The organism is Amycolatopsis sp. NPDC043889 (assembly GCF_056435645.1).
In genome coordinates, this window is sequence record NZ_JBWKEC010000037.1 from 45,212 (window position 1) to 57,631 (window position 12,420).

13 protein-coding genes are annotated in these 12,420 nt (G+C 68.5%); 8 read left to right on the plus strand and 5 right to left on the minus strand.

Translation table 11 applies throughout. The features are described from left to right. Window positions 1-6 precede the first annotated feature (6 nt). A complete protein-coding gene (locus AC0685_RS38165; protein WP_478229943.1) occupies window positions 7-936 on the minus strand; it encodes an NAD(P)/FAD-dependent oxidoreductase in 930 nt (309 codons plus the stop codon). A gap of 92 nt (window positions 937-1,028) precedes the next feature. On the opposite strand from AC0685_RS38165, the gene AC0685_RS38170 reads away from it, so the two are divergent. Next, window positions 1,029-2,117 (plus strand): saccharopine dehydrogenase NADP-binding domain-containing protein, encoded by a 1,089-nt coding sequence (locus AC0685_RS38170; protein WP_478229944.1) that lies wholly within the window; start codon window positions 1,029-1,031, stop codon window positions 2,115-2,117. Window positions 2,118-2,120: 3 nt separating this feature from the next. Here the strand turns inward: AC0685_RS38170 and AC0685_RS38175 are convergent, their stop codons facing one another. Then, window positions 2,121-3,188 carry a hemolysin family protein gene (locus AC0685_RS38175; RefSeq protein WP_478229945.1) on the minus strand — a complete coding sequence of 356 codons (1,068 nt, stop codon included), beginning with the start codon at window positions 3,186-3,188 and terminating at the stop codon, window positions 2,121-2,123. Next, a complete protein-coding gene (locus AC0685_RS38180) occupies window positions 3,185-4,498 on the minus strand; it encodes a hemolysin family protein (protein WP_478229946.1) in 1,314 nt (437 codons plus the stop codon). Before AC0685_RS38180 ends, AC0685_RS38175 begins: the two co-directional genes overlap by 4 nt. A gap of 163 nt (window positions 4,499-4,661) precedes the next feature. Here AC0685_RS38180 and AC0685_RS38185 point away from each other — a divergent pair, with 163 nt between their 5' ends. Then, on the plus strand, window positions 4,662-5,060 hold the full coding sequence (locus AC0685_RS38185; RefSeq protein ID WP_478229947.1) for a MerR family transcriptional regulator: 399 nt from the start codon (window positions 4,662-4,664) through the stop codon (window positions 5,058-5,060). Window positions 5,061-5,151: 91 nt separating this feature from the next. Then, window positions 5,152-5,715 carry a VanZ family protein gene (locus AC0685_RS38190; protein ID WP_478229948.1) on the plus strand — a complete coding sequence of 188 codons (564 nt, stop codon included), beginning with the start codon at window positions 5,152-5,154 and terminating at the stop codon, window positions 5,713-5,715. Between the two features lie 7 nt (window positions 5,716-5,722). Here AC0685_RS38190 and AC0685_RS38195 read toward each other — a convergent pair whose 3' ends face one another. Continuing rightward, on the minus strand, window positions 5,723-7,618 hold the full coding sequence (locus AC0685_RS38195) for a heavy metal translocating P-type ATPase (protein WP_478229980.1): 1,896 nt from the start codon (window positions 7,616-7,618) through the stop codon (window positions 5,723-5,725). A gap of 135 nt (window positions 7,619-7,753) precedes the next feature. On the opposite strand from AC0685_RS38195, the gene AC0685_RS38200 reads away from it, so the two are divergent. Together AC0685_RS38200 and AC0685_RS38205 are read left to right on the plus strand one after the other, a co-directional pair. Then, window positions 7,754-8,110 (plus strand): ArsR/SmtB family transcription factor, encoded by a 357-nt coding sequence (locus tag AC0685_RS38200; protein WP_478229949.1) that lies wholly within the window; start codon window positions 7,754-7,756, stop codon window positions 8,108-8,110. A 24-nt stretch (window positions 8,111-8,134) separates the two neighbouring features. Continuing rightward, entirely contained in the window at window positions 8,135-8,536 is a 402-nt protein-coding gene (locus tag AC0685_RS38205) for a PASTA domain-containing protein (protein ID WP_478229950.1), read from the plus strand. On the opposite strand, the gene AC0685_RS38210 is transcribed toward AC0685_RS38205, so the two are convergent. Next, window positions 8,479-9,417, minus strand: a complete 939-nt coding sequence (locus tag AC0685_RS38210; RefSeq protein WP_478229951.1) for a cation diffusion facilitator family transporter — start codon at window positions 9,415-9,417, stop codon at window positions 8,479-8,481. The genes AC0685_RS38205 and AC0685_RS38210 overlap by 58 nt on opposite strands. A gap of 145 nt (window positions 9,418-9,562) precedes the next feature. On the opposite strand from AC0685_RS38210, the gene AC0685_RS38215 reads away from it, so the two are divergent. The 3 genes from AC0685_RS38215 to AC0685_RS38225 all read left to right on the plus strand — a co-directional run bounded on the left by AC0685_RS38215 (window position 9,563) and on the right by AC0685_RS38225 (window position 12,159). Next, window positions 9,563-10,399: an ion transporter gene (locus AC0685_RS38215; RefSeq protein WP_478229952.1), complete on the plus strand. Its 837-nt coding sequence runs from the start codon at window positions 9,563-9,565 to the stop codon at window positions 10,397-10,399. Between the two features lie 233 nt (window positions 10,400-10,632). Further along, window positions 10,633-11,595 carry a sporulation protein gene (locus AC0685_RS38220; RefSeq protein ID WP_478229953.1) on the plus strand — a complete coding sequence of 321 codons (963 nt, stop codon included), beginning with the start codon at window positions 10,633-10,635 and terminating at the stop codon, window positions 11,593-11,595. Between the two features lie 150 nt (window positions 11,596-11,745). Beyond that, complete coding sequence (locus tag AC0685_RS38225; protein WP_478229954.1) at window positions 11,746-12,159, plus strand: SRPBCC family protein; 414 nt, start codon at window positions 11,746-11,748, stop codon at window positions 12,157-12,159. Window positions 12,160-12,420 lie beyond the last annotated feature (261 nt).

Genomic DNA, 12,420 nt, shown 5'->3' on the forward strand with positions numbered 1-12,420 from the left:
CGGCCGCTAGGCCTGTTCCGCGCCGGCCAGTCCGGCGCGGAACAGGCCCTGCTCCAGCCAGACCGCCGCGCGCACTCCGTCGGCGGCGGCCTGGCTGACCAGCGTCAACGCGTCCGGCAGCGCGGGCAGCCTCGCCAGGTCTCCCGCCGCGGACACCCCGGGCACCGTGGTGGCCTGGAACTCGTCGACCCGGACACAGCCGTCCTCGAAGATCTCGCAGCCGAGGTCGGCGGCGAACGGCGCGCCCTGGCGCGTCGGGGCTCGGTGGAACAGTGCCTCGCGGCGCACGACCTCGCCCCCCGCCAGATGGACCTCCACCGCGTCCAGCTCACCGGCGACCCGCTCGACGCGGTCCGTCCGCACCGGGATCCCCGCCTTGTCCAAGCGGGCCAGCGCTTCGGCGGGCAGCTCGTGCGCGCCGTCGGTCAGCACCACGACGTCCTTGCCGAACCGGTCGGCGACGTACAGCCCGAGCATCACCTGCGGCACGTCACGGCCGAGTACGGCGAGGGTCTTGCCGGTGGTCTCGTAACCGTGGCAGAACGGGCAGTGGAACACGCACTTGCCGAACCGCTCGGCCAGTCCCGGGATGTCCCAGGGCTCGTCCACCTGCCCGGTGGCGAGCACGAGCCGCCGTGCCCGCTCGACGCGGCCGTCCGCCAGCTCCACGCGGAAATCGTCCAGTTCCCCGGAAACCGCCGTCACCCGCGCGGTTTCCAGCCGGACCGCTTCGTAGCCGGACAGTTCTTCCCGGCCGGCACGCAGCAGCTCCGCCGGGGAGAACCCGTCCCGGCTCAGGAACATGTGCACGCCGTCGGAGGGAGCGTTCCGCGGCTGCCCCGCGTCGAGCACCAGCGTCGAACGTCTTTGCCTGCCCAGCACTTGCGCGGCACTCAACCCCGCGGCCCCGCCGCCGATCACGATGACATCGAACACGGTCACACTCCCTCAACCCAGGTCCTGATAATGACTATCACTATCAGAAATAGCCTGGGTGGTCGACGCCCCCACTCAGAAAGGTCCTGGCAATGACCATCGCGATCCTCGGCGGCTACGGCGCCGTCGGCGCCACCGCGGCCCGCCGGCTCGTCGCCCACGGCGACAACCCGATCCGCATCGGCGGCCGAAATCTTCGCTCCGCGTCCGCGTTGTGCGAAGAACTCGGCGAAAACGCTTCAGCGCACGCCGTCGATCTGACCGACAGCCGTTCCCTGGCCACCTTTTGCGCCGGAGCCACCGTCGTCCTCAACTGCGCCGGGCCCTCGTACCGTGTCCTCGACACCGTTGCACTCGCCGCCCGTGCCGCGGGCGCCCACTACGTCGACGTCGCCGGAGACCTGCCGTTGTTCCGCCGGCTCGGTGCGCTGCCGCCGTCCGATCGCCTCGCCGTCATCTCGGCAGGCGTCATGCCCGGCCTGACCGCGATCCTGCCCCGGGGGCTACTCGGCGACAATCCCGCACGCACCGGCATCGACCTGCACGTCGGCGGCCCCGTCCGGATCACGCCGGTCTCGGCACAGGACATCCTGCTGGCCACCGGCCCCGACTTCGGCACGCCGCTGGCGTCATGGCGTGACGGCGAAGTCGTCCGCGGCTCCGTGAGTCCACAATGGAATATCAACCTCACCCACTTCGGCCCCGCTGTGCACGCCCTGCCCTATCTGACCACTGAATCCGCGGACTTCGCGCGACACCACGGCATCGGCGAGCTCCGGACCTACTCGGTGTACGTGTCCGAACGAATCCCGACCACACTGGCCACCGCCTGGGCCGAATCTCCCGACGACCCCACCACCTGGGCCGGAGAGCTCGCCAAGGCCGCGACCGAAGACCTCTCCGAACACCCACCCCGCTACACGATCCTCGTGCGACGCCGCGACCTCGACCAACGGAAACCGCCGGCTTGGCGGCTGCTCCAGACCACCGACCCGTACCGCTTGAGCGGTGTCGTCGCCGCGCTCACCGTCCAAGCCGTCCTCGCGAGCAAGGCGACCAGTCTCCACCCGGCATGGCGATTCCTCGACCCGCAGGAGACCTGGACCGCCTTGGCCGCCGATCCGCTCTGTCACACCGAAACGCACGGACCGGCTTGTCCGGCGCCGCAGCTCAGGGCTTGACCATCAGGACTTTCCTCCGGAGGACAAGGTCGCGGGCACGGGTTTGTCGGTCTCGTCGTAGAAGTCGCCGATCAGTTCCTCGAGCAGGTCCTCGAGCGCGGCGATGCCGACCACGCGATCCTCGCTGTCGGCGACCAGCGCGAGCTGAGCACGGTCGGCGCGCATCGCGGTGACCGCGAGCGCGACGGGCAAGTCCGCGCGGAGGGTGAGGGCGTCCGCCATCAGGTCGCGAGCAGTCGCCTCGCGGCCCGCGGCGGTGGCGCGCACGGCTTCGCGGATGTGCACCAGGCCGACGTACCGGCCGCGCAGGTCGGTCACCGGGAAACGGGAGCGCCCGGATTCCCGGCTGAGGCGCTCGATCGCTCGCACACTGCTGTGCTCGCTGACGGCCAGCGTCTCTCCGATCGGCACCATCACCTGTGCCACGGTGGTGTTCTGCAGTTGCAGCATCCGAGTCAGCATCCGCTGCTGAGCCTCGGGGATCAGGCCGTGCTCACCGGACTGGCGGACCAGCAGGCGCAGGTCGTCCGGGCGATGAGCCTGGGCGAGTTCATCCTTCGGCTGGACCTTTCCCCAGCGCAGCACCGTGTTGGTCACCCCGTTGAGTCCACTCAGGACCCAGCGGACCGAGTGCGCGAACGCCCGGAACGGCAGCGCCAGCAGCACCGCGGACTGCTCGGGGTGGGCGATCGCCCAGGACTTCGGAGCCATCTCACCGACCACCATGTGCAGGAACACCACCAGCACCAGGCTGATCGTGAACGCGATCGCGTACGACACACCCGACGGCAGACCGGTCAGGCCCAGCAGCGGATCGAGCAGGTCAGCGACGGCGGGTTTGGCCAGTGCGCCCAAACCCAAGGTGCACAAGGTGATACCCAGCTGCGCACCGGCCAGCATCAGGGACAGCTCGCGCATTCCCGCCAGCGCCGCGCGAGCGGCACGGCTGCCTTCCGCGCGTTGTTCGAGCCGGTGCCGTTTCGCGGCGATGAGCGCGAACTCGGCGGCCACGAAGAACGCGTTCGCCACGAGCAACAGCAGTGAGATCAGCAACGACCACGTGGTACTCATCGCGCTTCCTCCCGGCTCGCGACGGGAACGCTGAGCAGGACGCTCGCGGGGACGTTGCGCGTGACCCCGGCGACCCGCAGCCGCACACCGTCGATCTCGATTTCGTCGCCCGTCCGCGCGATCCGGCCAAGCCGGCTCATCAGCAGTCCGGAGACGGTGTCGTAATCGTCGCCCTCGGGCAGTTCGACCCCGGTGACGTCCGCGACCTCGTCGAGGCGTATCCGGCCGGGCATCCGCCATTCCCCGTCACCCGCGGCTTCGATGCCTTCTTCCACCAGGTCGTCCTCGTCGAGGATGTCACCGACGAGTTCCTCGGCCAGATCCTCCAGCGACACCACGCCGGCGAAGCCGCCGAATTCGTCGACCACACAGGCCAGCTGGCGATGCTCGGCGCGGAGACGCTCCAGGACCGAAGGCAACGGCAGCGACGACGGCACGACCAGCGCGGGCGAGGCGATCTCCCCGACCGGGGTGCTCGCACGCTTGTCCGGTGCCACGGCCAGGACCTCGGCCAAGCCGGCCACACCCCGCAGGTCGTCCAGGTCCTCGCCGTACACCGGGAACCGGGAATGTCCGGTGTCCAGCATTTCCACGACGCGCACGGCCGGTTCCCCGGCTTGGATCGCGTGCACCGAGACGCGCGGGGTCATGGCCTGTTCCGCGACCAGGTCCCGGAACCCGAGTCCGTGTTCGAGCAAGGTGGACAGTTCGGCGTTCAGATGTCCCTGGCCGCTCGCTTCGGCGATGATCTGGCGGAGATCCTCCGGCGTGGCGCCCTGCGGCAGCTCTTCCACCGGTTCGATCCCGATCGTGCGCAGCAGCCGGTTCGCCGCCGCGTCGAACAGCCGGATCACGGGGCCGATGATCTTCAGATACATCAGCGTCGACGCGGCCAGCGCCTTCGCCAGCTGTTCGGGGCGGGCGATCGCGAAGTTCTTCGGCAGCAGCTCGCCCAGCACCATCTGCACCACGGTGGCGAAGATCAACGCCAGGGCCATCGATACCGACACCGTGGCGGCCTGCGGCAACCCGGTCAGGCCGAGCAAACCGGTCAATCCCGTTCCCAGCAAGGGTTCCGCGACGTAGCCGGCGAGCAGGGCGGTCACGGTGATCCCGAATTGCGCGCCGGAGAGCATGAACGACAACCGCTGCGTCACCGTGACCGCACGCGCGGCGGCCTTGTCGCCGCTCTCCGCCATCTGCCGCAACCGGCCCCGGTCCACCGCCATGTACGCGAATTCCTGGGCCACGAAATAGCCCGTGGCGACCGTGAGCAGCACGATCGCCAGTAAACCGGTGAAGATCAACACGGCACACCCGCCGCGGACCTGAGGGAAATGTTCGGCCGGGTCGTCTCACCCGGCCGCGTACTGCAACTGTCTATGTCGGAGCCGTCCAAATCGGCATCATCAGGCATACTTCACACTAGCACGTGCGACTGTATGGTTGCGCTGTCCCGGAGGAGGTGGCGTCATGACCGAAGGCCTGTTGAAGATCGGCGAACTCGCCACCCGGGCGGGGGTCAGCACTCGGACCGTGGACTACTACACCGGTTTGGGACTGATCGCCCCCGCCGAACGCAGCACGGGCAACTTCCGACTGTACAACGCGACCGACGTCGACCGTATTCAGCTGGTACAACGCCTGGAGCTCCAGGGAGTTCCCTTGGACGAGATCGCGGCCGCGCTCACCGGCCGGCAGGCCGACGTCGGCGCGATCCTCGCCCTCGTCGACGTTGATCTGCGAGCCCTCCACGCCGCCGCCGAGAGCGCCTCCCCCGAAATGCAGGGCCTACTCGCGACGATCGCCGCCCGGGTCCACTCGCTGATCACCATCGCCCTGCAGATCCCGCCGGACCTGTTGCTGCCCTGACGGCCGCCCACCACACCCTCGACACTGACATGATGGCCGCGAAACTTCCCGGCGAAGCCATCACGACGCGCATGCAGACGAGGGAGTCGCGGTGACGATCTTCGGTACCGACCTGCCGGTCTCGCTCTGGGCCGGCGCCGCGCTCGTCCTCGGAGCCGGACTCAGCGTGCTTGCCGCGCCAAGGCTGGCCGCGCGAACCGGGTGGCACAAGAACGCACTTTTGGCCGCGCTCTTGCTGCTCACCGGTTCGTTGGCGGTTTCCCTCACGCCGGGGACCGAGTCACATCGCGGGGACTTCCATCGCTGCCTGCCAGGCGAATCCCCTTACCTGGTGCACGGAACACTGCATTCGACCGGTGGGCTCGTCGGTGTCGTCACCAGCCTGCTCGCGTTGCTGCCTGCCACCTGTTTCGCGGTGTTGGCCACGAGACGTGTCCGGGCGACCGCTATCGCGGCCTTCGTGATTCCGATGATCGTCGAGAGCGCCCAGACGATGATTCCCGGCAGGCATTGCAGCGCCCCCGATCTGACCTTGAAGATCGCCGGTGGCCTCCTCGGGGTCGGGATCGGCTACCTCCTGCTGCACCGCAGGGACCGCCACGGATCCGAGAGCCCGCGGTCCGGCCGTCCGACTTGGCTGCACCCACCCATCTGACGTCGTGTCATTCCTTCGTCGCCGAGGCGGCCCGTTCCCAGGCCGACTTGCGCAGCAGCCGCAGCCCGTTGAGGCCGACGATGACTGTGGACCCTTCATGCCCGGCCACGCCGAGCGGCAGGGGCAGATGGCCCACCAGATCCCACACCACCAGAACCCCGATGAAGGCCGAAGCTATGACCAGGTTCGCGACGACGAGACGCCGGGCGCGACGGGCAAGACTGATCACGGCGGGGATGGCGGCGAGTTCGTCCCGGGTGACGACCGCGTCGGCGGTATCGAGCGCGAGGTCGGATCCTCCCCGGCCCATCGCGACGCCGGTGTGGGCCGCGGCCAGCGCGGGAGCGTCGTTGACGCCGTCACCGACCACCATCACCTTGGCGCCCCGCGCTTCCAGTTCGCGCACCGCGGCCACCTTGTCCTGGGGCAGCAGGCCCGCCCGGACGTCGGTGATGCCGACCTCGCCCGCGAGGCGATCGGCCGCGCGCCGGTTGTCACCCGTGAGCAGCACCGGCTCGGAACCGGTCAGCGCCGTCAGCCGGTTCATCGTCGCGGCCGCCGCGGGCCGCACCCGATCGGATAGCCCTAGGACACCCGCCGGGAGGCCGTCGACGAGGACCACGACGGCCGTGTTCCCGGCTTCCTCCAGCTCGGCCACGATGACGCGAGCCTGGTCGTGATCGTCGTCGAGCAGCCGCAGCGGACTGCCGACCTCGATCCCGCGGCCATCCACGCGAGCCGACACGCCACGTCCCGGCGCCGAGGTGAAGTCCCCGGCCGGACGCAGCGCGATCCCGGCGTCGCGAGCCGCCGCCACGACAGCCCGGCCCAACGGGTGTTCGGAGGGATGTTCCGCGGCCGCGGCCAATGCGAGCAGTTCGGTGCCGGTGATTCCGGCGCCGGGCAGAGCGCGGATCTCGGCCACCCGCGGCGTGCCTTCGGTGAGCGTGCCGGTCTTGTCAAAGGCCACCCGGGTGATCGCGCCGAGCCGTTCGAGCACGACGGCGGACTTGACCAGCACGCCATGCCGCCCGGCGTTCGCGATCGCCGACAGCAGCGGCGGCATCGTCGCGAGCACCACCGCGCACGGCGACGCCACGATCATGAACGTCATCGCCCGCAGCAACGTCGGCTCGAGCGCGGCACCGAACAGCAACGGGATCACGAACAGCGCCACCGTGGCGGCGACCATGCCGATCGAGTACCGCTGCTCGATCTTCTCGATGAACAACTGCGTGCGCGCCTTGGTGGCACTGGCCTCCGCGACCATCGCGACGATCCGCGCGATCACCGTGTCCTCGGCGGGCCGCGTGATCCGCACCCGCAGCACACCGGCGCCGTTGAGGGTGCCGGCGAACACCTCGTCCCCGACCCTCTTGTCGACCGGCAACGGCTCGCCGGTGATGCTCGCCTGATCGACGTCGCCGGCGCCCTCGACGACCTCCCCGTCACCACCGATCCGCTCACCCGGCCGCACGACGATCAGATCGCCCACCCGCAGCACCGCGGTGTCCACGATCTCCTCGCCCACGCCGGTGAGCCGGGCCGCCCGCTCGGGGGCGAGGTCGAGCAGCCCACGAACCGAGTCCTCGGTGCGTTTGGTGGCGATCGCCTCCAACGCCCCGGAGATGGCGAAGATGACGATCAACAGCCCACCATCGAAAACCTGACCGATCGCCGCGGCACCGATCGCCGCGAGGACCATCAACAGGTCCACGTCGAGCTTGCGCTCCCACAACGCCCGCAAGCCCGCCCAGCCCGGCTCCCAGCCACCGGTGACATAGCAGGCCAGATACAAGCCCCACCACAGCCAAGACGGCCCGTCGGCGACCTGGACCAGCGATCCCACCAGGAACAGAACCGTCGCGGCGGACGCCCACCGCACTTCCGGCAGCACCCACATCCCTGCCCACCGCCGCCGGGGCACGGGCTGATCGGCAAGGCTCGCGCGCTCACGCACATCCGCAGTCACGCAGATAGCATATATACGCAGTCACGCAGATACGCAAAAAGCTGGGCAGCCAGGTATGCTCGCCGCATGCACACGTCACTGCCGGACTTCGACATGCCCAACGAAGAGCAGGTACACCTGGCCGCCGAGTCCTTCCGCCTGCTGGCCGACCCGACCCGGATCAAGGTCCTCTGGGCGCTACTGCAGGGCGAATCCTCGGTCGCCTGCCTCGCCGAACTCGCCGGCGCCGCCCCCACCGCGGTCAGCCAGCACCTGGCGAAACTCCGGCTCGCCGGCCTGGTCAAAGGCCGCCGCGAAGGCACCTTCGTCTATTACTCCGCCGCGAACGAGCACGTCGGCAGGCTGCTCAAGCAGGCCCTCTTCCACGCCGACCACATCGACGGTGAGCAACCCGGCAGCAAGCCGCGGGCAGCCGCACACTGACACCCTGCACCAGGGGCGGCGTCGATGACAGCCAAGGAAGTCCGGGTCCCCGATCTGGTGGGACTGTCCGTTCCCGACGCCCGCGCGGCGACACACCGGCTGGGGCTCGTCCTCGCGTCCAAAGATCTCGACGGACCGTCGCTGGGAGCGTTGACGTGGCCGGGAACATGGATTGTCGTAGGGCAGGAACCCAATGGCGGCACCATGATCGCGCGCGGAGAGTACGTGCGAATCGAGTTCCGGCGATTACCCGACGGCGGCGACGCGGATGACCGGGAACCACGAGATCCGCTCCCTCGACCACAGGAGCTCAAAGAGGCCGCCGAACCGGCGCATGAGCCCGCGCCACAGGAACGGGCTGCCGACGATCAGCGTGTTCCCGGTGTCCGCTCTTCGGCCGGGCGCCGGAGGTCGGGTTCGAGATAGATGACGCGCGCGATCGGCACCGCGGTCCGCACGCGCTGTTCGGCGGCGTCGATGGCGCGGGCGACATCCGCACCGCTGACCACTGCCGGCACTGCGATCTTCGCGGCCACCAACAACTCCTCGGGTCCCAGGTGCAGGGTCCGCAGATGGATGACGGAGTCGACGCCGTCGCCGGGCAGCGCGGTCTCGATCGCGGTCCGGTGTTCGCGGCTCGCGCTTTCACCGATGAGCAAGGACTTCATCTCCACGGCGAGGATCGCGGCGATCGCGACGAGCAGCAAGCCGATCATCGCGGTACCGGCGGCGTCCCAGCGGCCTTCGCCGGTGATCAGGGTCATCGAGACACCGACCAGCGCGAACACGAGGCCGAGCAGGGCGCCCAGGTCCTCGAGCAGGATGACCGGCAGTTCCGGGGCTTTCGCGGTGCGGATGAACCGCGCCCACGAGCGCTTCCCGCGGATCCGGTTCGACTCGAGCACAGCGGTGCGCAGCGCGTAGCCCTCCATGGCCATGGCGACAAGCAGGACCGCGATCGGGACCCACTGCCAGCTCTCGATCGGGTGCGGGTCGGCCCACTTGTGCCACGCCTCGTACAGGGCGAACAAGCCACCGAGGCTGAACAGCACGATCGACACGATGAACCCGTACACGTAGCGCTCACGTCCGTAGCCGAACGGATGCTCCGGTGTCGCCGCCCGCTTCGCGCGCTTGCCGCCCAGCAGCAGCAACGCCTGGTTGCTGGTGTCGGCCAGCGAGTGCACGGATTCCGCGAGCATCGACGAGGACTGAGTGAGCAGGAACGCGACGAACTTCGTCACCGCGATCCCCAGATTGGCGAACATCGCCGTGACAACCGCCCGTGTACTTCCCTCTGCAGCCACGCGAGCACCTTAGCGAGGCTCCTGCGGTGCCCGGGCACCGGCGCGTCCGGACGGTTGGCCCCTCTCCTGCCGTGACACCGGCCTCGGGTCACCCGATAGGTTCGCTCTTCGTTGTCGGTCGGCGTGTCGGTGAGGAGTAACGCGGGTGAGTGTGCGGGAACGGTTGCGCGAGGTCGTCGAGGCACCGTTGTTCCAGCGGGTGGTCATCGGCGTGATCATCGTCAACGCGATCACGCTGGGGTGTGAGACGTCGCCGACGCTGGTGGCCGAATACGGCTCGATCCTGCACGTGGTGGACCGGGCCGTGCTGGTCATCTTCCTGCTCGAGCTGATCCTGCGGATCTACGCGCACGGCTGGCGGTTCTTCACTGATCCGTGGAACTGGTTCGACACGGTGATCGTCGCGATCGCGCTGCTCCCGACCTCGGGCGCGTTCTCCGTGCTGCGCGCGTTGCGGATTCTGCGGGCGTTGCGGCTGATCTCGGTGGTGCCGAGCATGCGGCGGGTGGTCTCGGCGTTGCTGGGCGCTCTGCCGGGGATGGTGTCGATCGCGGCGTTGCTGGTCCTGGTGCTGTACGTGTCGGCGGTGATGGCGACCAAGCTGTTCAGCGGTGTGTCCCCGGAGTACTTCGGGGATCTCGGCGATTCCCTGTTCACGCTGTTCCAGGTGATGACCGGGGAAGCCTGGTCGGAGGTGGCCCGCACGGTGATGAGCCAGCGACCGGTGGCGTGGATCTTCTTCGTCGCCTACATCGTCATCACCAGCTTCACCGTCTTGAACCTGTTCATCGCCGTGGCAGTCAGCGCGATGGAAGCCCAGACCTCCCGCCGCACCGACAAACAAGACGACGACGAAGCCGCCACCCTTGCCGCCGTACTCGCCGAACTCCGGGAACTACGCGCCCTGCACGACGCCGCCGCACGACGCGACGAGGAAATCCCCGAACGCGACACTGCGCGACCAGCCGTTTCCACGCTGTGAGAAGTCTGGGGGTTTTGTCCGGAACCATGCGCCGTACAGTTACGTTGCCATGGACGTGGACGACGATCCTGACCTAGCCGCTGCTCCGATATCGCGGGCGCTGATCGGCCCGTAAACCCTTGCTTCGCTTGGTGATGCGCCGCCTCTCGCGGCCGCACCGGCCGTGCCATGCCCCAGAGTCACCACTGTCAGTAGTTGATCGGTAACAAACGATTGAAGGAGAAGAATCTCGGATGGTGTTCAAGAAGATGCTGCAGAAGATCGGCGTCGGAGGCGTTTCGGTCGACACGGTGCTGAACGACCCGCGATGCCGGCCCGGTGCCCCGCTGACCGGTGAGGTGCGGCTGGTCGGCGGCGAGGCCGACGCCGAGATCGAGCACATCGCGCTGTCGCTGGCCACCCAGGTCCACAACGGCCGAGGCGGCCGGTCACAGACAGAGTTCCACCGGGTCGTCGTCGCGGGCGCGACAAGGTTGACCGCGAAAGAACAGCGCACCATCCCCTTCACCATCCCGCTCCCCTGGGAAACCCCCGTGACCGAGGTGTCCGGTCAACCTCTGCCCGGCATGGAACTGGGGCTGCGGACCGAGGTATCGATCGCCAAAGCGGTCGACAAGGGCGACCTGGACCCGGTGATCGTCGAACCGCTTCCGTCGCAAGACGCGGTACTGGAAGGCTTCGGCCAGCTCGGCTTCACCTTCAAATCCGCCATCGTGCAGCAAGGGCAGGCCTACGGGGTGCGCCAAGAGCTGCCGTTCTTCCAGCAGCTCGACTTCTACCCCTCAGGACAGTTCGCCGGCCGGGTCCAGGTGGTCACCCTGACACTGGTCACCACGCCCGCCGAGGTCACAGTGCTGCTGGACGCCGACCAGCACGCGGGTGCGTTCGGCGCCGGTGGCCAGGGGCGGTTCCAGGCCGGGCATGAGGAGGCTGCGGGGCAAGACTGGGCGGCACGCATCCACGAGTGGCTCGCCCAAGTCGTGGAGGCCCGGCAAGCCCACATGATGCAGGCCGGATACGGCCAGCCGGGCTACGGCCAGCCGGGATATGGGGAGCCCGGATATGGGCATCGTGAGCGGCGCGGCCCCGGCATGGGCGGCGTGGTGGCCGGAGTCGCCGGCGGTGTCGTGGGCGGCATGCTGCTCGGCGAAATGCTCGACGGCGACGACGAAGACGGCGGAGACGACGAAGGCTGACCGGCCCGGAACATCGACTGGGGCGAGACCGGAAGCCGGGTCCCGCCCCAGTCGACGTGCAGTACTGGTGAGGCTTATTTCGCGCGCATGCCCCGTGATCACGAACCGCTCGGCTAACCCCGGTCACTCACGAAGGGATCTGTCACCCGGATGAGCACGATCATCAAGTCCGTCGAGGTCGAAGCCGATGTGACCACCGTGTACGACCGGTGGACCCGGCTCTCCGACCTCCCGCGCTTCGTACCAGGCGTGAAACGGGTCGAGCAGCACGATGACGTCCACACCCGCTGGATGATCAGGATCGGTGGCCTGGAACGAACTTTCGAAGCCACCATCACCGAGCAGCGAGCCGACAGCCGGATCGCCTGGGAAAGCCGGACCGGACCGTCTCATACCGGCTCCGTCACCGTGCACCGCGTCGACGACGCCCACACGCGGATCACCATAGAGCTGACAGTCGCACCCACGGGGTTCGTGGAGAAGGGCGCCGACAAACTCGGCTTCCTCGATCGTCACGTCGAAGTCGCCTTGGACAGCTTCAAGACCACCATCGAAAACCGCTGAATCGTGAACTGACCCCGCCGACAGCTCGTCGCGGGCGAAATGGCTCGGTCTCATAGGTGTTACCTGGCTAGGCTTGAGCCATGGGGGTGCCGGTGTGGTCGGGTTTGTGCGTGGTGCTACTGGCCCATGGGCCGCCATCCGCCGCCGTGCCCGCGGTGGTGCTGCTGGTGGCCTGCGCATCAGCGCTTCCCGCAACAGCCCGGAGGGCTGCGATGTCTCGATCACGGATACCGTCGCCACGCGGCCCTCATGACTGATCAA